General features: G+C 70.1%; 20 protein-coding genes. 11 read left to right on the forward strand and 9 right to left on the reverse strand.

What is annotated here, in order from left to right; genetic code table 11:
- Positions 1–110: 110 nt before the first annotated feature.
- A complete protein-coding gene (gene cmk, locus FHR90_RS09475; protein WP_183275125.1) occupies positions 111–827 on the reverse strand; it encodes a (d)CMP kinase in 717 nt (238 codons plus the stop codon).
- Between the two features lie 165 nt (positions 828–992).
- On the opposite strand from cmk, the gene FHR90_RS09480 reads away from it, so the two are divergent.
- A complete protein-coding gene (locus tag FHR90_RS09480) occupies positions 993–1,334 on the forward strand; it encodes an FYDLN acid domain-containing protein (protein ID WP_176624375.1) in 342 nt (113 codons plus the stop codon).
- 127 nt (positions 1,335–1,461) lie between these two features.
- Here the strand turns inward: FHR90_RS09480 and FHR90_RS09485 are convergent, their stop codons facing one another.
- On the reverse strand, positions 1,462–1,617 hold the full coding sequence (locus FHR90_RS09485; protein ID WP_176624373.1) for a hypothetical protein: 156 nt from the start codon (positions 1,615–1,617) through the stop codon (positions 1,462–1,464).
- A 135-nt stretch (positions 1,618–1,752) separates the two neighbouring features.
- On the opposite strand from FHR90_RS09485, the gene FHR90_RS09490 reads away from it, so the two are divergent.
- Genes FHR90_RS09490 through FHR90_RS09505 form a run of 4 tightly spaced genes read left to right on the forward strand, consistent with a single transcriptional unit; the run spans position 1,753 to position 6,955 of the window.
- Positions 1,753–3,975 carry a prolyl oligopeptidase family serine peptidase gene (locus FHR90_RS09490; protein WP_246330162.1) on the forward strand — a complete coding sequence of 741 codons (2,223 nt, stop codon included), beginning with the start codon at positions 1,753–1,755 and terminating at the stop codon, positions 3,973–3,975.
- Positions 3,972–5,243 carry a cation:proton antiporter gene (locus FHR90_RS09495; RefSeq protein WP_176624371.1) on the forward strand — a complete coding sequence of 424 codons (1,272 nt, stop codon included), beginning with the start codon at positions 3,972–3,974 and terminating at the stop codon, positions 5,241–5,243. Before FHR90_RS09490 ends, FHR90_RS09495 begins: the two co-directional genes overlap by 4 nt.
- A gap of 29 nt (positions 5,244–5,272) precedes the next feature.
- Entirely contained in the window at positions 5,273–6,115 is an 843-nt protein-coding gene (locus FHR90_RS09500) for an SDR family NAD(P)-dependent oxidoreductase (RefSeq protein ID WP_221188246.1), read from the forward strand.
- 60 nt (positions 6,116–6,175) lie between these two features.
- The gene (locus tag FHR90_RS09505; RefSeq protein ID WP_176624926.1) at positions 6,176–6,955 is read left to right on the forward strand and encodes an SDR family oxidoreductase; all 780 of its coding nucleotides are present in this window, start codon (positions 6,176–6,178) and stop codon (positions 6,953–6,955) included.
- 86 nt (positions 6,956–7,041) lie between these two features.
- Here the strand turns inward: FHR90_RS09505 and FHR90_RS09510 are convergent, their stop codons facing one another.
- A complete protein-coding gene (locus FHR90_RS09510; protein ID WP_176624928.1) occupies positions 7,042–8,040 on the reverse strand; it encodes a dipeptidase in 999 nt (332 codons plus the stop codon).
- Between the two features lie 241 nt (positions 8,041–8,281).
- On the opposite strand from FHR90_RS09510, the gene FHR90_RS09515 reads away from it, so the two are divergent.
- A complete protein-coding gene (locus FHR90_RS09515) occupies positions 8,282–9,082 on the forward strand; it encodes an exodeoxyribonuclease III (protein ID WP_176624930.1) in 801 nt (266 codons plus the stop codon).
- Between the two features lie 4 nt (positions 9,083–9,086).
- On the opposite strand, the gene FHR90_RS09520 is transcribed toward FHR90_RS09515, so the two are convergent.
- Positions 9,087–9,782, reverse strand: a complete 696-nt coding sequence (locus FHR90_RS09520; protein WP_176624932.1) for a response regulator transcription factor — start codon at positions 9,780–9,782, stop codon at positions 9,087–9,089.
- Between the two features lie 75 nt (positions 9,783–9,857).
- Between FHR90_RS09520 and FHR90_RS09525 the strand changes: the two genes are divergently transcribed.
- The 3 genes from FHR90_RS09525 to FHR90_RS09535 all read left to right on the forward strand — a co-directional run bounded on the left by FHR90_RS09525 (position 9,858) and on the right by FHR90_RS09535 (position 11,877).
- Positions 9,858–10,364: a L,D-transpeptidase family protein gene (locus tag FHR90_RS09525; RefSeq protein ID WP_183275127.1), complete on the forward strand. Its 507-nt coding sequence runs from the start codon at positions 9,858–9,860 to the stop codon at positions 10,362–10,364.
- Positions 10,365–10,394: 30 nt separating this feature from the next.
- Entirely contained in the window at positions 10,395–10,832 is a 438-nt protein-coding gene (locus tag FHR90_RS09530) for an FKBP-type peptidyl-prolyl cis-trans isomerase (RefSeq protein WP_176625342.1), read from the forward strand.
- Positions 10,833–10,956: 124 nt separating this feature from the next.
- Positions 10,957–11,877 (forward strand): TauD/TfdA dioxygenase family protein, encoded by a 921-nt coding sequence (locus FHR90_RS09535; protein WP_176625340.1) that lies wholly within the window; start codon positions 10,957–10,959, stop codon positions 11,875–11,877.
- On the opposite strand, the gene FHR90_RS09540 is transcribed toward FHR90_RS09535, so the two are convergent.
- A complete protein-coding gene (locus FHR90_RS09540) occupies positions 11,861–12,790 on the reverse strand; it encodes a LysR family transcriptional regulator (protein WP_176625337.1) in 930 nt (309 codons plus the stop codon). The genes FHR90_RS09535 and FHR90_RS09540 overlap by 17 nt on opposite strands.
- On the opposite strand from FHR90_RS09540, the gene FHR90_RS09545 reads away from it, so the two are divergent.
- Complete coding sequence (locus tag FHR90_RS09545) at positions 12,789–14,114, forward strand: MFS transporter (RefSeq protein WP_183275128.1); 1,326 nt, start codon at positions 12,789–12,791, stop codon at positions 14,112–14,114. The genes FHR90_RS09540 and FHR90_RS09545 overlap by 2 nt on opposite strands.
- On the opposite strand, the gene FHR90_RS09550 is transcribed toward FHR90_RS09545, so the two are convergent.
- Positions 14,058–15,869, reverse strand: coding sequence for a cation:proton antiporter (locus FHR90_RS09550; protein ID WP_176625367.1), 1,812 nt, complete (start codon positions 15,867–15,869; stop codon positions 14,058–14,060). The two genes, FHR90_RS09545 and FHR90_RS09550, sit on opposite strands and share 57 nt — an antisense overlap.
- A gap of 172 nt (positions 15,870–16,041) precedes the next feature.
- Positions 16,042–16,584 (reverse strand): GNAT family N-acetyltransferase, encoded by a 543-nt coding sequence (locus tag FHR90_RS09555; protein WP_183275129.1) that lies wholly within the window; start codon positions 16,582–16,584, stop codon positions 16,042–16,044.
- Positions 16,585–16,652: 68 nt separating this feature from the next.
- On the opposite strand from FHR90_RS09555, the gene FHR90_RS09560 reads away from it, so the two are divergent.
- Entirely contained in the window at positions 16,653–17,333 is a 681-nt protein-coding gene (locus FHR90_RS09560) for an extensin family protein (protein WP_183275130.1), read from the forward strand.
- Here FHR90_RS09560 and FHR90_RS09565 read toward each other — a convergent pair.
- Entirely contained in the window at positions 17,322–18,329 is a 1,008-nt protein-coding gene (locus tag FHR90_RS09565; RefSeq protein WP_183275131.1) for a 5-oxoproline transporter, DUF979 family subunit, read from the reverse strand. The genes FHR90_RS09560 and FHR90_RS09565 overlap by 12 nt on opposite strands.
- Positions 18,326–18,970: a 5-oxoproline transporter, DUF969 family subunit gene (locus FHR90_RS09570; protein WP_183275132.1), complete on the reverse strand. Its 645-nt coding sequence runs from the start codon at positions 18,968–18,970 to the stop codon at positions 18,326–18,328. The genes FHR90_RS09565 and FHR90_RS09570 overlap by 4 nt, the downstream gene beginning before the upstream one ends.

Consider the following 18,970-nt stretch of genomic DNA (forward strand, 5'->3'; position numbering starts at 1 on the left):
GAGGAAGGTCAGTCGCGAGCGCCGATTGCACTGAAAGGCCCTGATCGGACGCGCCGGTTTCGAGGCACGCCTGTCAGGCTGGGCCGTCATTGTCCCGACGCGCCGGAAAGTCAAGAATAATCGGTCCTTGGCGCCCCTGCCCGCTCGGCGACGATGGCAAGCGCGCGTTCCAGCACCGCTTCGATGTCGAGCGTGGAGCTGTCGAGCTCGACTGCGTCCATCGCGCGCGCCAGCGGCGCATCGGCGCGGCCGGCATCGGCCGCGTCGCGGGCCACCAGGGCCGCTTCGGTGGCGGCGATCGCGGTCCGCGCGGCGTCGGTGGTCGGATCCGCACCCGGGTTGAGCTGCGCCCAGCGGCGCCGGGCCCGCGCGGCGGGGCTGGCGGTGACGAACAGCTTCACCGGTGCGTGCGGGAAGATCACGGTGCCGATGTCGCGCCCGTCGAGCACAGCGCCGTGATGGGCGGCGAAGCTGCGCTGCAGGTCGAGCAGGGCGGCACGCACCGCCGGCATCGCCGCCACCGCGGAGGCGCCACGATCGACGGGCGGCGTGCGCAGGTCGGTGCGGGCCAGATCGGCGGTCCCGAGCGAGGCAGCGAGTTCGGCGGCACGGCTGGCGGCCTGGGCCGCATCCTCGGGCCAGCCGGCATCGATCAGCCTCGCGGCGGTGGCGCGGTAGAGCAGCCCGGTATCGAGATGCGGCAGGCCGAGCCGCGCGGCGAGCAGCTTGGCCAGCGTGCCCTTGCCGGCGGCGGCCGGGCCGTCGACCGCGATCACCAGGCGCGCATGGGAGGGGTTGGCGGAATCGGCGCCGGTCTGCTCGGTCATGCCGGCCGCATAGCCCGGCCATGCCGGCTTGACGAGGGGGCGGCGTGGAACGGGTCGACCGAATTGACAGCGCGGCGGGCGTCTGGCATGGGGCGCGCCTCCTTATCGGACCTCTTCCCTTGGCGGACCCGCTCCGCGAAGGCGCATCACTTGTCGGGAAGCACCATGGCGAAGCCTGAACTCGGCCTCAAGCGTACTTGCGTCAGTTGCGGCGCGAAGTTCTACGATCTCGGCCGCGTCCCCGCCGAGTGCCCGAAATGCGGCACCGAGCAGCCGGTCGAGCAGCCGCGCCTGCGCAGCGGCAATCTCGCCGACGAGCGCCGTCTCAAGAAGGCCGCCCCGCTGCCGGCCGACGGCGACGTGGACGTGGATGCCGACGTGGCCGAGGACGACGACGCCGAGGACGATGCGGCGATCGAGGAGGATGCGGACGATCTCGATGACGATGCCGATGCGATCGGCAACGAGATCGAGGTCGAGACCGACGGCGACAACGACGAGAACTGAGCGCGCCGCCTCCGCCGCCCTCGGAAAGCGGGATTGAGGGCGGCCTGCGGCGTGATGGTCCGGGCCAGGTCGTGGCCGGCGAACGGGATCAGCGCGCCGACGATCAGACCGAGCCGCGTCTGGTCGATCAACCCGATACGCATCGACCACATCCCCGCGCCCACACCGTCCGGCGGGTGGCATCGACGAAGCGGAACAGCGCCTCCACCGGCAGGCTGGAGAACGGAGCGCTCAGCAGGAGCGCGGTCGCGCACCCGAGCAGCCGAAGGTGCATGCGCGTCATGTGACCCATCGGACACGCAGCGCGGCTGAAGCGCAGGCGGGAGACATCCCGACGAGGGGATGTGGCGTTGAGCGCGGCGGTCGGCTCACCTATGGCTGACGGATCGACCGACATCCGCCCGGGAGTACCGAACGCATGCGACATCAGAGCCGCCACGCAGGAGGCCGTTGTCGCGGCCGCGCCGCCTGGGTCGGGGGAGCCTTGTGTCTGGCCATCACCGCGGCGCAGGCCTCGCCGCCGCCGATGCAGGCAGGCCCGGGCTTCGCCTCGCCCGCCTCGTCGGCGAAGCTGCCCGAAGAGCCGTCCGCGGTGCCCGACGACGTGCATCCCTGGCTGAGCCAGATCGACGGCGCGAGGGCGATGGGTTGGGTGCGAGCCCAGAATGCGCGCTCCCTGAAGGTGTTGCAGTCTGACCCGCATTACGCAGGCTTCTACGCGCAGGCGCTGGCGATCGAGCAGTCGCATGACCGTCTCGCAATGCCGATGCCGCTCGCAGGCGCGATCTTCAATTTCTGGCGCGACAAGGACCATGTACGCGGCATCCTGCGCCGCACGACGCAGGTCTCGTTCCTGGGCAGCACGCCGGACTGGCGCACGGTGCTCGATCTCGATGCGCTGACCCGCCGGGAGCACGCGAACTGGGTCTACGAAGGGCTGAACTGCGCCGAGCCGGGCGAGACACGGTGTCTGGTGTCGCTGTCGGATGGCGGCGAGGATGCGACCACCGAGCGCGAGTTCGACCTGGCCTCGGGGCAGTTCGTCAAAGGCGGGTTCACGCTGCCGCATTCCAAGCAGACCATCGCCTGGGTCGATGACGACACGCTGCTGGTGGCGCGCGACTGGGGCGCCGGCACGCTGACCGCGTCCGGCTACCCGTTCGTGGTCAAGCTCCTGCATCGCGGCGAGAGCCTCGCGCAGGCGAAGGAGGTCTATCGCGCCGGCCCAATGCAGATCGGCGTCGATCCGCTGCAGTTCGCCGACGGCCAGGGCCACAGAGTCGACATCCTCATGACCGAGCTGGCGACGTTCCACTATGCCTACCGGGTCTGGACCCCACAGGGGCTGCGGCTGCTCGACCTGCCCGAGCAGGCCGATCTGGAAGGGCTGCTCGACAACCGGCTGATCGTTCATCTCAACGAGGACTGGGCGCCGAAAGGGGCGGCGAAGATCGGTGCGGGGGCGCTGATCGCACTCGATCTCGACCATCCCGACGCGGCTGCGTCGGTGATCTTCGCGCCCGGACCGCGACAGTCGGTCGAGGATGTGGCGGTGACGAAGAGCCGCGTTCTCGCCTCGGTCTATGACAACGTGCGCGGTCGGGGGATGGTGTTCGCACCCGACGGTGCGGGCTGGCGGGCGCAGAGCCTCGACCTGCCGGGCAATGTCGCGGTCAACGTGGTCGCGGCCGACACCCATTCCGACAGCGGCTTCCTGACCGTGGCCGGGTTCCTCACCCCGACCGAGCTCTGGCATGCCGACACCGCCATCCCGACGGTGAGGAAGGTCCGTGCCCTGCCCGCCCAGTTCGATGCGAGCGGCATGGTGGTGGATCAGTACGAGGCGAAATCCTCCGACGGGACGATGATCCCCTATTTCGTCGTCCATCGCCGCGACTGGGCGAAGGATGGCTCCAACCCGACCATGCTCTACGCCTATGGCGGGTTCGGGGTCTCGATGCTGCCGCGCTATTCTGGCGTGCTGGGCAAGCTCTGGCTCGATCACGGCGGGGTCTACGTGCTGGCCAACATCCGCGGCGGCGGCGAGTTCGGACCGAAATGGCACGATGCCGGTCTCAAGACACACCGACAGCTCATCTATGACGATTTCGCCGCCGTCGCGCGTGACCTCGCGACACGCGGCATCGCCGACGCGGCGCATCTGGGCATTCGCGGCGGCTCCAATGGCGGCCTGCTGATGGGGGTGGAGTTCACCCAGCATCCCGAGCTGTGGCACGCGGTGATCATCGAGGTGCCGCTGCTCGACATGCTGAATTTCGAGACCATGTCGGCGGGCGCGAGCTGGGTCGGTGAATACGGCTCGGTGTCGGTCCCCGAGCAGCGCGCGTTCCTCGCCCGCATCTCGCCGCTGCAGAACCTGCACGCGGACGGGCATTATCCGGAGCCGTTCATCTTCACCACCACCAAGGACGATCGCGTCGGTCCGGTGCATGCGCGCCGCTTCGCCGCACGCATGGAGGCGATGGGGCTGCCGTTCCTCTATTACGAGGAGACCGAGGGCGGCCACCATGCGGGCGCGAACCAGCGCGAGGTGGCCGAGCAGGAGGCGCTCGAATACACCTATCTGACGAAGAAGCTGATGGAGCCCGCGAAGCCCGCCGCACCCCAGACCACACGATGACCGCGCTTTCGGTCCTCGCCATCCTGCTGACCCTGTCGGCGCTGTTCGGGGTGGCGAACCAGCTCACCCTGCGGCTGCCGAACACGATTGGCGTGCTGGTGTTCGCGATGCTCGGCTCGATCGTGCTGCTGGTGGTCAACAGCGTGCTGCCGGCAATCGACCTGCACGGCCTGGCGAAATCGCTGCTCGGCAGCATCAACCTGCCGGAAGCGCTGATGAACGGCGCGCTGTCGTTCCTGCTGTTCGCGGGCGCGCTGCAGGTCGATCTCGGCCAGATGCTGAACCGCAAGCTGTCCATCGTGACGCTGGCGCTGATCGGCACGCTGCTTGCGGTGGGGCTGCTGGCGGTCGCGACCTGGTTCGCCTTTCCGCTGTTCGGCGTCGAGGTGCCGCTGATCTGGTGCATCGTGCTGGGTGCGATCCTCGCCCCCACCGATCCGGTGTCCGTGGTCGGCATGCTGCGCCGGCTCGGCCTGCCGGAAGGGCTGCAGGCGGTGTTCGCCGGCGAGAGCCTGTTCAATGACGGCGTCGGCATCGTCGCCTATGGCGTGGCCCTCGAACTCGCCACCGGCACCGCGGACCACGGCCTGCGCAGCATCGGGGAGGTGTTCTGCCTCGAAGCGATCGGCGGCGTGCTGCTCGGTTTCGCGCTTGGCTGGATCGCCCTCGCCCTGCTGCGCATCGCCCGCGATGCACAGGTCGAACTGATCATCACCCTGGCCCTCGCCGCCGGCACGTTCAGCCTGGCAGGCGCGCTGCACATGTCTGGGCCGATCGCCACCGTGGTCGCGGGGCTGGTGCTGGGGACGCGGCATTCCGAACGCTGGATCAGCGAGCATGGCCGCCACGAGATGCGGCAGTTCTGGTCGCTGATCGACGAGGTGCTCAATGCGATGCTGTTCCTGCTGATCGGCTTCGAGGTGCTGGACCTGCCGCTGCACCCGGGACTGATCGGGGTGGCCGTGGTGGCGATCGCGATCGCCGTCGCCGCCCGCGCGCTGTCCGTTGCGCTGGCCACCCTGCCGATCAACATCGTCGGTGGCAGTGTGGCCGGCAGTCACCGGCTCGGCACGCTGGTGGTGCTGGCCTGGGGCGGCCTGCGCGGCGGCATTTCGGTGGCCCTCGCGCTGGCCTTGCCCGACAGTCCGTATCGCGGCACGCTGCTGACCATTTGCTACGCTGTGGTGGTGTTCACCATCATCGTGCAGGGCCTGACCATCGAGAAGGTCGCCGGCATGTTCTACAAGCTGCGCCCCGCGCAGGAATGAGGAAGCGACGCACTTCTCCGCCGCCTCCGGTGGTGCTGATCACCGGCTGCTCGTCCGGTATCGGGCGGGCGCTGGCGGAGGAATTCCTCCGCCGCGGCCAGCCCGTGGTCGCCACCGCCCGGCGCAGCACCGATCTCACGCCGCTGTCCGCACTCGGCGCGACGGTCGCAGCCCTCGACATCACCGATCGCGGGGCGGCCGAGAACCTGCTCGCGGTGCTGGCGGCGGACGGCATCGAGATCGACATGCTGGTCAACAATGCCGGCTTCGGCGCGATGGGGCCGCTGGCCGAGCTGAGCGATGCACAGTGGCGGCGGCAGTTCGACGTCAACCTGTTCGCACCGATGGCGCTGACGCGGCTGGTGCTGCCGCGGATGATCGCGCGACGGACCGGCTGCATCGTCAATATCGGTAGCATCTCCGGCGAGGTGCCGACACCGTTCTCGGGTGCGTATTGCGCCAGCAAGGCGGCCTTCAACGCCGCCTCCGACGTGCTGCGGATGGAACTGGCACCCTTCGGGGTGAAGGTGGTGTCGGTCCTGCCGGGCGGCATCGCCTCCTCGTTCGGCGACACGGCCTCGGCGGGTGCCACGCTCGCCCCCGGCTCCGCCTACGCCCCCTGGGCCGACGCGATCGCCGCGCGCGCCAGGGCCAGCCAGCACGGCGCGATGCCCGCCGACACGTTCGCCCGTCGTGTCGTCGCACTACTGCTGCGCCGAACCCCGCCCCCGGTGATCCATCTCGGCACGCATGCGCGGCTGCTGCCGGCGATGAAGCGTGCCCTGCCCCGTGCACGGCTTGAATCGGTCCTCACCCGGCGCTTCGGGCTACGAGGAGGCACGACAGCCGGCCAGCCCGTCAGAACCGAGTAAGCTGCTCCACCCCTGGGGGCGCCCGTTTTCATTCCAATCCAGTCGTCTTACGAGGTTGCTATGACAACCACGGCATGCGACCCACCTCACGTCCTCATCACCGGCGGCTCCGCGGGCATCGGCCTCGGCCTCGCGAGACGCTATCTCGCCGCAGGCGCCCGCGTCCTCGTGACAGGCCGCGACCGCAGCCGTCTCGATGACGCCGCCGCATCCCACCCCGGCCTGCTCACCTGCATGTCCGACCTGGCCAACCCCGACGCCCGCGAGACCCTCGCCCTGGATGTACTAACGGTGCTGCCGCGCCTTTCGGTGCTGATCAACAACGCCGGTATCCAGCGCCGCGTCCCGCTCGCCCGCGACGTCGCCCCCTGGGCGGAGCGGCAGGCCGAGATCGACATCCTGCTCGCCGCCCCGGTCCACCTGAGCAGCCTGCTGGTTCCCGCCATGCTGCGCATCGGCGGCGACGCCACCATCGTCAACGTGACTTCCGGCGGGGCGATCGTCCCGCAGCCCTTCGCCCCCGTCTACGCCGCCTGCAAGGCCGCGCTCCACAGCCATACGGTTACCCTGCGCCACGCGCTGGCCGACACCCGGATCTTGGTCAAGGAATTGATCCCGCCCGCCGTCGCCACCGGGCTCGCGGGCCCCTCCGCCACCCACGGCGCCCCGCTGGACGCCTTCTGCGACGCCGTCTTCCCCGCACTGTGCGACCGACACAGCACCGAAATCGGCTTCGGCGTCACCGCCAGCGACACCTTCACCGCACCCCGCGCGCTCGAGCGTGACCTGTTCGATCGCTTCTCGACCCGTTTCGAGGTCGCGACCTACGCCCGGCCATGACCGACACCCACCCGCGCGACGACGCCGGTGATCGTCGCCATCGCGGCGAGAGGCGTCCCCTGATGCCAGCGTGCCCCTGAGGGCTCTCAGGCGCGCTCCGCGCGTTCCATCAGGGTGAGGAAATTGCCACCCCAGATCGCCGCGATCGAATCGTCGTCATAGCCCCGCCTGCGGAACTCCGCCGTCACGTTGGGGCTATCGGCGATGGTGGTGAAGCCCTCGATACCACCGCCGCCGTCGAAATCGGAGCCGATGCCAACATGGGCGACACCGATCTTCTCGATCACATAGTCGATGTGGTCGACGAAATCGGCGATCCCGACCGGCGTGCCGTCGAGACGCTTGCCACCGCGGCGCAGGAAGCTGCCCATGGCGGTAATCTGGATCAGCCCGCCCGTATCCTTCAACACCCGCAACTGCTCGTCGTCGAGATTGCGCGGGTGGTCGCACAGGGCGCGGACGCAGGCATGCGTCGCCACCACCGGTGTCTTCGACAGCTTCGCCGCCTGCAACATCGTGTCGCGATGCGCGTGCGAGACATCGATCAGGATGCCGAGAATGTTCATCTCGACGATCGCCGCCCGGCCCAGTCTGCTCAAGCCCCCATGCCGGATGACGGAGTCGCCGAGATCGCGACGCGGTATCGCGGAATCGGCCAGCAGATTGTGCCCGTTATGGGTCAGCGTGATGTAGCGCACGCCTGCGCGGCGGAACCGCTCCAGACGCGACAGGTCGCGACCCATCGCGTAGCCGTTCTCGATGCACGCCACCACCGCGCGTGCGCCCTCGCCGAACGCCGCACGCACCTCGTCCGCCGTCTCGCACAGCCGCACACCCTCGGCCCGACCCATCCTGCCGATCTCGGCCAGCATCGCCGTCGCCCGCACCACCGCATCGCCATGACCGGCATCGTCGAGCGCCCCTTGCGGGATATAGGCGGCAAAACACCCCGCCGTGACCCCGCCTGCGCGCATCTTGGGGAAGTCGACACAACGCGACGTGATGCCGGTCGGGTCGTCCGTCACCGGCCACGGAATGTCGATATGGGAATCGAGGGCCAGCAGCCCCGCATGCAACGCATCCATCCCCACCACGCAAGCGCAACACGCTCCGGCGCGCAAGAGGTGGGGGACGCTGTCCCCCACGCCCCCTGGCAAAGGGCTCGCCCTTTGCAATCCGCTGATGAAGTCAGGAGGGGGATGGGCGCGCCCATCCCCCTCCTGACTTGAAGAGCGAGGTGCAGGAGGCGAGCCTCCTGCCGGGGGGTGCGGGGGGCAGCGCCCCCTGCCTCTTGCACGACGACGCGATGTGGGCGAGTGCGGGGGGATGCGTATCGTGACCTGGAACATCAATTCGTTGCGGCTGCGGCTGGGCCTGTTGCGGCATCTGGTGGATGCGCTCGCGCCGGACGTGCTGTGCCTGCAGGAGACCAAGGTGCCGGATGCACTGTTTCCGGATGCAGCACCCGGGGCGCTGGGGTTCGGGCATGTCGCGCGGCGGGGGATGAAGGGGTACAACGGGGTGGCGGTGCTGTCGCGGCATCCGCTTGTCGTCGATGAGGCCGCACCCGACTGGGGCGGGCGTGGGGATTGCCGGCATCTGGCGGCGTCGGTGTCGCTGCCGGGCGGAGAGGTGCTGGACCTGCACAATTTCTATGTGCCGGCAGGGGGCGATGTACCTGACCGGACGGTGAACCCAAAATTCGCCCACAAGCTGGATTTCGTCGACGAGGCGACGGCGTGGTTCCGGGCCACGGGGCCGAGGCGACGGTGCGTGCTAGTGGGCGATCTCAACATCGCGCCGCTGGAACATGACGTGTGGAGCCACAAGCAGCTCCTGGGCGTGGTGAGCCATACGCCGCCGGAGGTCGAGCGGCTCAATGCCTGGCGCGACAGCGGGTTTGTCGACGCGGTCCGGCATTTCGTGCCGGAGGACCAGAAGCTCTACACGTGGTGGTCGTATCGAAACCGCGACTGGAAGGCGTCGGATCGCGGGCGGCGGCTGGACCATGTGTGGGTCTCGCCGGACCTCAGGCCGAACCTGGGCGGCTACCGGATCCTGCGCGAGGCGCGCGACTGGGACGGGCCTTCGGACCACGTGCCGGTCGCGGTTGACATCGACCTGTGAACCCTCAGGGGGCGAGGCGGTAGCCGCCACCTTCGGTGAGCAGCAGCGAGGCCGAAGCCGGGTTGGGCTCGATCTTCTGACGCAGGCGGTAGATGTGGGTCTCCAGCGTGTGGGTGGTGACCGAGGCGTTGTAACCCCAGACCTCGTCGAGCAGCACCTGGCGGGTCACGGGGCTCGCACCGGCGCGGTAGAGAAATTTCAGGATCGCCACTTCCTTCTCGGTCAGCCGGATGCGGCGGTTGCGCGGGACCTCGGTAAGCGTCTTGGCCGACGGGCGGAAGATGTAGGGACCGATGGTGAATACCGCATCCTCGGTGTTCTCGAAGATGCGACGCTGGGCACGCAGGCGGGCGATCAGCTCGGCGATGCGGAAGGGCTTGGCGACGTAGTCGTTGGCACCCGCATCGAGACCACGCACCACATCGGCCTCGTCGTCCGAGCCGGTGAGCATGATGATCGGCATGCGGAAACCCTGCTCGCGCAGGGTGGCGCAGAAATCGCGGCCGTCGCCGTCGGGCAGGCCGACATCGAGGATCACCGCGTCGAAATGCGCGTCGCGGTTGTCGAGCAGACCCTGCGCCTGCTTGACGCTGGCCGCACCCGCGACGTTGAATTCCCCGTCGACCTGAAGCTGCTCGATGAGGAGCTGGCGCAGCGTGTCATCGTCATCGACAACCAGGATCAGGCGCTCACCACCCATGTCAGCCTCAATCAAGACAAAAATCCGTGAGCAGCAACGGCGCATGCGCCCGGAAGTTGCAGGGGCGGATCGGCGATGATCGGCGAGATCGGCGAGATCGCGGGCAGTCAGGCCGTCCTCCGGGTGGGTCGCCAGCGATGGCGGGCGATGCTGGGCGCGGCGGGCATCCGCGCCGACAAGCACGAGGGCGACAACGCGACCCCGGTGGGGCGCCTGGCGCTACGGCGGGTGCTGTGGCGGGCGGACCGGCTGCCCGCACCCGTCTGTGCGGTGCCGCGCTCGCCGCTGGCGCCGGCGGATGGCTGGTGCGACGATCCCGCGCATGAAGACTACAACCGCGCGGTGCAGCTCCCGCATCCCGGGCGGCACGAGGCGCTGTGGCGCCAGGATGCGGTCTATGACGTGATCGGCGTGCTCGGCTGGAACGACGCACCCGTGGTGCCGGGGCGCGGCTCGGCGATCTTCCTGCATCTGCTGCGCCCCGACCGGCGACCGACCGAGGGCTGCATCGCGCTCGAGCGCGACGATCTGCTGGCGGTGCTGGCGGCGGGATTGACGGCGATCGACGTGCCTGCTGTGTGAGTGCCGCCTTGCCTGAGGGAGATCCCATCGATGCGTCGCTCCGCGTTTGCCGCCCTGTCCGCCCTGCTGCTCTGCGCCACCGGTGCAGCACAGGCATCGGATGTGATCGATGACAGCTTCGTGCGCACCGCGACCGGCATCCGTTTTCATGACGACGTGCGTGGCAGCGGACCGGAGCCGGTGAAGGGGCAGACGGTGGAGGTGCTCTACACGGGCTGGCTGATGACCCCGCAGCACACCAAGGGGAAGATGTTCGACCACTCCACCGACCCCGCCAAGCCGTTCAGCTTCACGCTCGGCGCCGACCAGGTGATCCGCGGCTGGGAGATGGGGGTGTCGACGATGCATGTCGGCGGCGAGCGCACGCTGGTGATCCCGCCGGACCTCGGCTACGGGCCGCAGGGTGCGGGTCCGATCCCGGGCGGGGCGACGCTGATCTTCGACATCAAGCTGCTCGCCATTCACTGAGCCATCCCTGACCGGTGCGGCCTGGGCGCAATCCGCGCTCGGGCCGCTCTGGAAATGATGCTGGACCGGCCGGGGTCCGATCGCCTGTCCTTGCGCGAGCAGAACGCACCGCAGGGGACCGATCATGACCGACACAGCCGTTATCGACAGCATCGCCGCCAGTCGCCGGACCGAGCTGACCGAGCCGCTTGGCACGCGGTTCGATGGCCTCGACCTCCGCGACCACCTCACCCCGGCGTTCGGCACGATGCTGCGTCGTCTGCTGGCGCGGCGCGGGGTGGTGGTCTTCGGTGGCCAGGAGGCCCTGTCGCCGGCCGGACAGGTCGCCTTTACCCGGCTGCTGGGCGAGCCGGTGCCCAATGCCGGACGCAGCTTCGAGCTCGACGGCCAGAACGAGATCACCGTGCTGTCGAACGTGGTCGAGAACGGCATGGCGATGGGCAGCGCCGTGGCCGGCCGCGCCTGGCACACCGATTCCGCCTATACCGCCCAGCCCGCCGCCTACACCGTGCTGCATGGCATCGAGGTGCCTGCGAGCGGCGGCGGCACCGCCTTCGGCGATCTGCGCCGCGCCTGGCGCGCGATCGGTGAGGCGCGACGCGCGCAGCTGCGCGGCAGGCGGGCCACCTACAGCGCCTGTCGGCTGTTCCACAGGCAGAGCGGACCGGTCAGCGCCGAGGAACGCGCGCTCTATCCGGAGGTGACGCATCCGCTGGTGCGGCTGCATCCGGAGACGGGCGAGGAGTGCCTCTACATCAACGACAACGACCTGGTCGGCATCGAGGGCATGGACGATGCGGAGGCGCGGGACTTCGTCGCCGAGATGTTCGCCCTCGCCTCCGACGACGGTCGCGGCGTGCTGATCCATGACTGGCGGCCGGGCGATCTGGTGGCCTGGGACAACCGCTTCCTGATCCATGTCGGGCTGCCTTACGACACGAAGCGCGAGCGTCGCCGGCTGCATCGCGCCTGGACCCGCGGCGAGGTCCCGATCGCCGCCCCCGCCAGTGCCCCCGTCAGTGCCCCAGTCATGGCGGCGGTCTGACGCCGTCATCGGCAAGCGCCATGCGCAGCAGCTCGATGAAGGCGGCCAGCGCGCCGGAGACGAAGCCGTCGGGGCGGCGATAGAGGGCGAGCGCGGAACTCAGCTCGCCCGTCTCCGCCTCGCCGAGGATGGCGCGGTGCACCAGCCCATCGCCGCGCGCCGAAAGGCCCAGCCGGGCCTGGAACCCGACCGCGCCAGTGCGCCGGACCAAAGCGCGCATCAGCTCGTAGGAGCCGACTTCGGCGATCACGTGCAGCCGCTCGCGATGGCGGGCCAGAAAGGTGGACAGATGGGTGTTGATCGACACATCCGGCGTGCCGAGGATCAGCGGCGAGCCGAGCAGCGCCTCGAAGCGCAACGGACCATCCTCGGCGGCGAGCGGGTGATCCTCGCGCAGCACCGCGCCGACCGCGCTGCGATGGAGCGCGAGACGGGTCAGGGCGGCGTTCTCGGGCGCCCAGAACGACAGTCCGAGATCGGCCTCGCCGGACGCGACCATCGGCGGCACCGCATGCGAGCCCACGGTGCGCACCCGGACCCGCACGGACGGAAAACGGGTGGCCATCGCCGCCATCGCCTCGGGAATGATGCGCACATTGGCAGTCTCGATCGCGGCCAGGCCGATCTCGCCGGACTGGCCGCCCTCCAGGGCCGCCAGTTCGGCGACGGTCTCGCGCGCGTCGCGCATCGCACCGGTCACATGGCGCGCCAGCACCTCGCCGGCGGGTGTCAGGCGCAGCCCGCCCGGCAGCCGGTCGAACAGCTTCATGCCGATATCGGCCTCGAGATTGAGGATCTGCCGGTTGACCGCCGACGATGCGACATTGAGATGCCGCGCCGCCTGACGGATCGATCCGCTGACCCGCACCGTGTCGAAATACACCACCGCCAGAGAGGAAAGGCGCAGACGCATGCCGGTCTCCCGCACGATCGCACCGTCGCCTGACGGAGCGGTTCCCGCCCATGATGCGAACACATCGCCGGCACGGCAACGCGGTCGCGGTGGGGCGCGCATCGCCGCACCGCTGGCGATCCTCGCCGTCTACGTCCTCTATGGCTGGGAGCAGATGATCATCCCGACCATGCTGGCGCCGATCCGGCACGATCTCGGCGCAGGCGTCGCCGCGATGGGTCTGCTGGCCGGCATCTTCATGCTCGGCTCGGCGGCCGGTGCGCTGGCGGCCGGTGCGGTGGGCCGGCGGGTCGGACTCGGCACGCTGCTGGTGGGCAGTGCGGCGACGTTTTCGGTCTGCACGCTGCTGGCCGGCCTCGCGCCGGGCTATCGCAGCCTGCTGCTGACCCGGGTCGGCACCGGCATCGGCGAAGGGGCCTATTGCGTGGCGATGTTCGCCTATCTGGGCCGGCTGCTGCCGGGCTGGCGCAGCACGGTGATGGGCCTGGCCTCGTCGATCTTCGGCCTGGCCTTGTTCAGCGGCCCGGCGCTGATCGTCTGGCTGGCCGCGGCGGGCGGTGGCTGGCGGGCGCCCAATCTGGGCCTGGGCGCGCTCAGCCTGGCTGCGGTGGGGCTGCTCCGCATCACCCTGCGCGCCGATCCCGCCGGCCGGGCGGCGCCGCCACCGGCGGCCTCCGCACCGGCGCAGACGCCTGCCGCCGGGCCCGGTCTATGGCCGGCCGTATTGCTGGCGACGATCGTCAACGGCTTCTGCGGCTTCGCCTATATCGGCATGTTCCAGCTCTATGCGCATGTCGCGCTGGGCCTGTCGGCGATGAGTGCCGCCGGCGTGTTCGGCTGCTACGGGCTGGGCACCATTCTCGGCGGCGCGCCGGTCGGGCAGATCCTCGACCGCTGGGGACGCCGTGGCGGCGTGCTGCTGCTGCTCGCCCTCGGCGCGGGTCTCGGCAGCGCGCTGTTCGGTGCTCTCGGCACGCCCGGCCCGGGCATCGAGGCGCTGCTGTCGCTGCTCTACGGCATGGTGGTCAGCGGCGTCTTCACCAACTGCTTCGCGCTGACGCAGGACATCTGTGGCGCCGACGAGGATGTCGGCGCCTTCGGCCGCATGCTGGCGGCGCACACGGTGGCCGAGGCGCTGTCCGGCTCCGCCTTCGTGCTGGCGATGGGCAGCGGCTTCGATCGCGCGAGCGGTCCGCTGTGGCTCTATGCGTTGCCCTACGGGCTGTCGGCACTGCTGGTCGGCTTCGCGCCGCGGCGGCCGCGCCCGTCAGGCCACCGCGCTGTCGAGAGCACGCATCATGACCGCCCGGTCGCCGGGGCGTGAGAGCGGCTTTTCGGTATCCTCCGGCGACGAGATCGCCAGCGCACCATTGGCCCGCAGCAGCATCAGCCGGATGGCATGGCGCTGGCCGTCGGCGCCGGTCTCCGGCGCATCGTCCGGCGCCTCGACCGAGAAGCGCCAGCCGGCCTTCCACAGCCGCTCGAACAGGTCGAAATCGAAATCCTCGCGGCCGAACACCTTGCCGCGCATCTCGCGCGAGATGCCGCGGTGCAGGTCGAGCCGGTAGGCGCCGGGGCTGAGCTGGAACACCCGCTCGCGACCGAGTTCGGGAGCGAGACGCGCGCAGACCAGGCCGTTGTACATCGGGTCGGGGGTAGCGGCGAGCAGGTAGTCCACCGGCCGCTCCATCAGCGCCTCAGAGCCATGATTGGAGATCAGCTCTCCCTGCAGCACCGGCACCCCCGTCTCGCGCGCCTCGGACAGCGCGCCGGGATAGGTGTCCACCAGCAAGGTGGGCATGCCGGCGGCGTTGAGTACCCGGCTCAGCCCCGTCGTCCAGGGGGTCGCACCGACGATGGCGAAACCGGGGGTGTCGCTGAGCGTGAGGCGCAGCCTGCGCGCCAGCGGCGCGAGCGAGAATCCATGCAGCACCATCGTCGCCGCGATCACCGCGAACACCGCCGGCATCACCAGTTGCGCGGTGGGATATCCCGCCTCCTCGAGGCGCAGCCCGGCGACGCCGGCGACGGCGGCGGCGACGATGCCGCGCGGCGCGATCCAGCCGCTGAGCGCGCGCTCCTGCCACGACAGGCCCGAAAACAGCGTCGACAGCGCGATCGCCACCGGTCGCACCACGAACAGCACCGCCAGCGTCAGCCCCAGGATCGGCCACGACAGATGCGCCAGCACCGCGCGGTCGAGATCGGAGGTCAGCACGATGAACAGGCACGATACGATCAGCACCACCAGCGATTCCTTGAACCGCCGCAATTCGCCCAGCCCGGTGACGTGCAGGTTGGCGAGTGCCAGGCCGAAGGCGGTGGACGCGACGAGGCCGGCGCCCTCCATGATGCAGTTGCACACCGCATAGGCCGACAGTGCGAAGGCGAGCAGGATCGGTGTCTTGAGCGTCTCCGGCAGCAGGTCGCGGGTGAACAGCCGCCGCACGCCCAGCGCGAGGGCGAAGCCGACGGCGGCGGAGATGCCGACGCTGACCACCAGCTTGGCCACCACCGCGCCGATCGCCAGCGTGCCGTAGCCGGATTTGGCCCGGAACAGCAGCACCTGCAGCACGAGGGTGGCCAGGATCGCGCCCACCGGATCGTTGAGGATCGCCTCCCAGCGCAGGAATGCGGCCGGGCGCTTGCGCAGGCGCGTGTGACGCAGCAGCGGCAGCACCACGGTCGGCCCGGTCACGGTGACGATGGCGCCGAACAGCAGCGACGGGCCGATCGCCAGCCCGCCGATCCAGTGCGCCGCCGCCGAGCCCAGCACCCAGTTCAGCGGCAGCGCGATCACGGTCAGCCGCAACACCCCCTCGCCCGCCGCCCGCAACTCGCGCAGGTCGAGCGCCAGGCCACCCTCGAAGACGATGATCGCCACGCACAGGCCCACCAGCGGCTGCATCATCGGGCCGAGCACGTGGCTGGGCTGGATGATGCGCAGCCCGGGGCCGAGGATCAGCCCGGTGGCGAACAGCAGCACGATCGCCGGTAGCCGCAGCCGCCAGGCGAACCATTGTGCGACCACCCCGCCGAGTACGACGCACAGGACGGCGATCGCTATTCCGATTTCCATGCGCATCCCGTCGATGGAGGTTGTGGCCCTGGCGGCAAGCCGGACCCGAAGCGTCAACCGGTCAATGTGCCGGCGACACGGCAAGGACGGGGTCGCCGCATCGGCCACCTCGCCCTTCGGCGCAAGCATGACGCAGGGCACGCCCGGCGGTCAAACCGCCGTCGTGACAGGCTCAGTCGCGGACCGCGGCGTAACTGACGCAGTCCCGCGGCGCGGCGGAGAGACTCGGGTGCACCAGCCAGCGGCGCAGGATCCCTTCGCGCACCAGTCCGGCCTTCTGCATCACGCGCGCGGACGCAATGTTGTCGATGTCCGCCACCGCACCGATCCGCCAGATCCCAGGACGTGCAAGGGCCCAGCGCACGACAGGGGTCAGCGCCTCGGTCATCAGGCCCTGCCCCCAATGCGCACGGGCCAGCACATAGCCGAAGGACAGGTGGCCCGCTGCCGGCGCACGCAGGTCGAACGCGCCGAATGCGCTGCCGCCATCAGGGTCGGTCAGGACGTAGGTGCGATGCGCCGGCCCGTCGATCGACGCGGCAACGAACGCTTCGGTCTCATGCAGCGAGGCGTGCGGGCGCCAGGTCAGGTAGCGGGTGACCTCGGCATCGCGTGCGTAGGCAGCGAAGATCGCTTCCGCATCCCCGGCGGCGATCGGTCGCAGACGCAGGCGGGAGGTGACGAAGCCCGACGGGAAGATCATGGGGCGGAGCATGTCACGGCGCCGCACGCGAGGACATCGCCTGCGCGAACCCGCCGGCGAGCGCAGGCGTTGCGGACATCGTGCCGATACGTCGGATCCTGCTGGGAATCGTGGTGCTCGCTGTCGCGATCGCCGCAGCGCAGCATCGGCGCTGGCTGCCAGCGCCCTGGGACCCCACGCAGCCGCTCGATCTGCGGGCAACGGTCACCCTCGTCACGCCGCTCAAGAAACGGCTGCTGGAGGCGGATCCCGGCCTGTGCGCGGCAGCGCTGGCGACCGCACCGCTCGGCGTGCGCCGGGTGCCGGACAGCTTCGGCGCGTGTCCGCTGCGCGATGCGGTGCGTGTCAGCGGCGGCGTGGTGGCGACGCATCCGTCGAGCTTTCTCGCCTCCTGCCGGCTGGCGGTGGACTGGGCGATGTTCGCACGCGATGCCGCCGCCCTCGCACACAGCCGGTTCGGACGCACGCTGACCGGGATCGACCATCTCGGCAGCTATGCGTGTCGCGACGTGCGCGGGCGGCCGGGGGTGGAGAGCAGCCACGGGCGGGCGGATGCGATCGATGTTTCGGCCTTCGTGTTCGCCGACGGGCGTCGGCTGTCGGTCTCGGACTGGCGGGAGAGCGGGGCCGACGGCGCGCTGCTGCATGCGCTGCGCGACCTGGCCTGCCAGGATTTCGGCCTCGTGCTCTCACCGGACTACAACGCCGATCACGCTGGACACCTGCATCTTCAGGCCGGCGGCTTCGGCCTATGTCGCTGATCGATACACCACGCACTGCATCAGGATCAGGATGAAGACCAGCACCGCGGCACCGGTCGGGGCCTGCACGCGGATCACCGACCAGCGCGAGGGCAGGCCCAGCAGGGCGACGGGGACGATGTTGAAGGTCGCCGCCATCGGGGTCAGCAGCGTGCCGCAATAGCCGGCCAGCATGCCGAGCGACGACATCGCCACCGGATCGCCGCCATAGCGGCCCACCACCAGCGGCAGGCCGATGCCGGCGGTCATCACCGGGAAGGCGGCGAAGGCATTGCCGGTGACGATGGTCAGCGCGACCATGCCCAGCCCGTAGGCGAGCAGGGCGAGGCCCGGCGCTGCCTCCGGCAGCACGCCTGCCGCCAGACGCGACACCGCCTCGCCCACCCCGCAGGCGACGAACACCGCGCCCAGGGCGGCCAGCATCTGCGGCAGCACCGCCGCCCAGCCCATCGCGTCCGCCAGCCGCCGCCCCTCGACCAGTGGTGCCAGCATCTGGTGTGGCAGGCGCTGATGGCGGCGCATCAGCAGCAGCGCATAGCGCGGACGCCGCGTCAGCCACATCGCCGCCACCAGCGCGATGATGCAGGCGAGGCTGAGGGCCACCAGCGTGACCTGGGCGGGATCGACCAGCGCCCGCCCCTGCCAGCGCAGCGGACGCAGCAGGAGACTGAACAGCCCGGCCAGCAGCGGCACCAGCAGGGCCGGCACCAGCAGTCGCCCGCGCAGCCTGCGCGCGCTGTCGCGCCGGCGGCGGGCGTCCTCGTCGCCGATCCGCCCCGGACGCAGTCCGATCGCGGCCAGGCCGACCATCACCAGCACGAGGCTGCCGTCGAGCAGGTCGGGCAGGTAAGGCCCCACCATCAGCAGCACCGCATACACGCCCCAGAACGCCGCACTGCGCCAGCGCGCACGGTCGAAGCGGCCGAACAGGTGCAGCAGCGCGAAGCCGGCGAACATCGCCCCGGTCAGCGCGCAGGCCCATTGCGTGCCGATCATCGGCGGTCGCGCCGCAGCAGGCGGGCCGCATGGGCGAGGAAGGCGAACACCGCCACCGGCACCGCCCACAGCGACAGTCGCCACGGATCGGCCGCTACCCCGGCCTGTAGCAGCATGCCGCGCATCAGCAGCACCGCGCCCATGGCGAGAAAGACATCCTCGCCAAAGAACAGGCCGATATTGTCGGTCGCCGCCGCCCAGGCACGCAGGCGTGGGCGCGCAGACGCATCGAGCGGCCCGGCGGTTTCGGCCGCCGCCTCCACCATCGGCGCGAGCACCGGCCGCACGCTTTGCGCCTGGCCGCCGATCGCGCTCAGCCCGATCGCCGCACTGACCTGACGCACGGCGAGGTAGGAGACCAGCAGCCGACCGACGCGCACGCCAGCCCGTCGCGCCACCAGCAGGCGCACCCGCTCGCGCAGGCCGCGACTTTCCAGCAGCCCGATCACCGGCAGCACCAGCCAGCCGATGGCGATGAAATCGTCGTGCACGAAAGCGTGGCCGAGTGCCGCGACGGTCGCACCCACCCCCTGCCCCGACGCCAACCCGCTGGCGAGGGCTGCGAGGACTGTCACCAGCAGCGGGTTCACTCCGAGCGCGAAACCGATAATGATGACCGCGACACCTGACAGGACCAGCAT

This window comes from Endobacter medicaginis, assembly GCF_014192375.1.
In the GTDB taxonomy this organism is placed as follows: Bacteria; Pseudomonadota; Alphaproteobacteria; order Acetobacterales; family Acetobacteraceae; genus Endobacter; species Endobacter medicaginis.

Bases quoted from the DNA above. Each gene is read 5' to 3' on its own strand.
- cmk (WP_183275125.1), bottom strand. From the start codon at position 827: ATGACCGAGCAGACCGGCGCCGATTCCGCCAACCCCTCCCATGCGCGC.
- FHR90_RS09480 (WP_176624375.1), top strand. From the start codon at position 993: ATGGCGAAGCCTGAACTCGGCCTCAAGCGTACTTGCGTCAGTTGCGGC.
- FHR90_RS09485 (WP_176624373.1), bottom strand. From the start codon at position 1,617: ATGACGCGCATGCACCTTCGGCTGCTCGGGTGCGCGACCGCGCTCCTG.
- FHR90_RS09490 (WP_246330162.1), top strand. From the start codon at position 1,753: ATGCGACATCAGAGCCGCCACGCAGGAGGCCGTTGTCGCGGCCGCGCC.
- FHR90_RS09495 (WP_176624371.1), top strand. From the start codon at position 3,972: ATGACCGCGCTTTCGGTCCTCGCCATCCTGCTGACCCTGTCGGCGCTG.
- FHR90_RS09505 (WP_176624926.1), top strand. From the start codon at position 6,176: ATGACAACCACGGCATGCGACCCACCTCACGTCCTCATCACCGGCGGC.
- FHR90_RS09510 (WP_176624928.1), bottom strand. From the start codon at position 8,040: ATGGATGCGTTGCATGCGGGGCTGCTGGCCCTCGATTCCCATATCGAC.
- FHR90_RS09515 (WP_176624930.1), top strand. From the start codon at position 8,282: ATGCGTATCGTGACCTGGAACATCAATTCGTTGCGGCTGCGGCTGGGC.
- FHR90_RS09520 (WP_176624932.1), bottom strand. From the start codon at position 9,782: ATGGGTGGTGAGCGCCTGATCCTGGTTGTCGATGACGATGACACGCTG.
- FHR90_RS09525 (WP_183275127.1), top strand. From the start codon at position 9,858: ATGATCGGCGAGATCGGCGAGATCGCGGGCAGTCAGGCCGTCCTCCGG.
- FHR90_RS09530 (WP_176625342.1), top strand. From the start codon at position 10,395: ATGCGTCGCTCCGCGTTTGCCGCCCTGTCCGCCCTGCTGCTCTGCGCC.
- FHR90_RS09535 (WP_176625340.1), top strand. From the start codon at position 10,957: ATGACCGACACAGCCGTTATCGACAGCATCGCCGCCAGTCGCCGGACC.
- FHR90_RS09545 (WP_183275128.1), top strand. From the start codon at position 12,789: ATGCCGGTCTCCCGCACGATCGCACCGTCGCCTGACGGAGCGGTTCCC.
- FHR90_RS09540 (WP_176625337.1), bottom strand. From the start codon at position 12,790: ATGCGTCTGCGCCTTTCCTCTCTGGCGGTGGTGTATTTCGACACGGTG.
- FHR90_RS09550 (WP_176625367.1), bottom strand. From the start codon at position 15,869: ATGGAAATCGGAATAGCGATCGCCGTCCTGTGCGTCGTACTCGGCGGG.
- FHR90_RS09555 (WP_183275129.1), bottom strand. From the start codon at position 16,584: ATGCTCCGCCCCATGATCTTCCCGTCGGGCTTCGTCACCTCCCGCCTG.
- FHR90_RS09565 (WP_183275131.1), bottom strand. From the start codon at position 18,329: ATGATCGGCACGCAATGGGCCTGCGCGCTGACCGGGGCGATGTTCGCC.
- FHR90_RS09570 (WP_183275132.1), bottom strand. From the start codon at position 18,970: ATGCTGGTCCTGTCAGGTGTCGCGGTCATCATTATCGGTTTCGCGCTC.